Annotated in this window: 2 protein-coding genes and 1 pseudogene; all 3 read right to left on the reverse strand. The window is 36.0% G+C overall.

From position 1 onward, the window contains the following. Positions 1-336: 336 nt before the first annotated feature. Positions 337-588 (reverse strand): PIN domain-containing protein, encoded by a 252-nt coding sequence (locus PX481_RS00245; protein ID WP_002757304.1) that lies wholly within the window; start codon positions 586-588, stop codon positions 337-339. A gap of 3 nt (positions 589-591) precedes the next feature. Continuing rightward, entirely contained in the window at positions 592-852 is a 261-nt protein-coding gene (locus PX481_RS00250) for a hypothetical protein (RefSeq protein ID WP_002757302.1), read from the reverse strand. 277 nt (positions 853-1,129) lie between these two features. Continuing rightward, a pseudogene (locus PX481_RS00255) lies at positions 1,130-1,232 on the reverse strand (IS200/IS605 family transposase); the annotation flags it as partial.

Consider the following 1,232-nt stretch of genomic DNA (forward strand, 5'->3'; position numbering starts at 1 on the left):
GGCAAAAGCGTTTTGTATTCTGTATTCCTTGCTACATTCTGAATTTGGAATTGCTGGAGTATCTCAAAAGCTATTGACAATTGGTCAATCAGGTGCAAGATTTTGAGAGAATCTTCGTTCAAAACCTTGCGTCTTCATCGGCCAGCGTCCTGTAGGGGCGAAGCATTCGGACAATAACCTATCGGTGAAAAGGTAGATTTTCTATCCGAATGCTTCGCCCGTACTTATTCAGCAAACCCTAATTAGATTTAATTTACTAAGCCAATTAAAATCATCAATATTGCGAGTTACAATTGTTAAATTATAAACGAAAGCTGTTCCCGCAATAATGGCATCTCATAAGGACATCTTTCTGATTTGTTTTAAAGTTACTGCTTGGTTAATTACAGGTTGAGAGATGGGTAAAATTTGAGAAGCATTAAAAAATTCTTCAAAATAGACTTTATCCTGATGAGTTAACCGATGGTAGCCTAAAACTTCCAGATAGGATAAAGCAGATACATAAGGAGAATTTTCTGCAATAAACTCCCGGAGAAACTCATTTTCCAATTGAGCGGCATAGATAATAATATTACTATCTAATAACATGATTTAATCCCGATCAGGAAGAGAGCGATCGCACCGATTTTGTTGTTGCCACTGTTGGGTATCAACATCAGTAAAAGTATTATTATTAGCAATTTTTTTCAAAGCATTGGCCATTTTTTGACCGTTAGATCGATTTTCACCAATAATATTTTCTTCTAGTAAGGTAATATAAACATTAACAGGATATTCGGAGTTGATTTCAGGGGTTTCATCAAGCCATTGAAGGGTATTATTTTTCAAAATTGCTTTAAAGGTTTTTACCATAGTTTTCTCCGCCGTTAAATGATACAGGATAAATGATTCAGACTAGCCCTAACCCAATTTTAACACAAGACCAACCCAACAAACTCCCCTGAACTCAATCTTTTAAATTAACGTCTTTGGATCATTTCATAATCAAAAGTTCATTACCAGAGTGAAAAAATTAGGCAAAATGGTGATAGTCACTTTACCTGTTTTTAAGGCAGGCTAATTTATCGACGATGACTGGGTGAAAATTAATCAATGAACTACCCCGCCGCAAGCGGACGGGGTATCAGAATCAAAATAGACTCAATTGTAGATTTTGGTGTAGCTGCAGGTATTCTTTATCTTGTTCTTTTACATATCTCGCTATCATACCTTCATCCCCATGCTTTCCTACC

The sequence above is a fragment of the Microcystis sp. M53603_WE2 genome (assembly GCF_030065435.1).

What these genes read in the sequence shown, in the direction of transcription:
- PX481_RS00245 (WP_002757304.1), bottom strand. Translation starts at nt 588, where the DNA reads ATGTTATTAGATAGTAATATTATTATCTATGCCGCTCAATTGGAAAAT.
- PX481_RS00250 (WP_002757302.1), bottom strand. Translation starts at nt 852, where the DNA reads ATGGTAAAAACCTTTAAAGCAATTTTGAAAAATAATACCCTTCAATGG.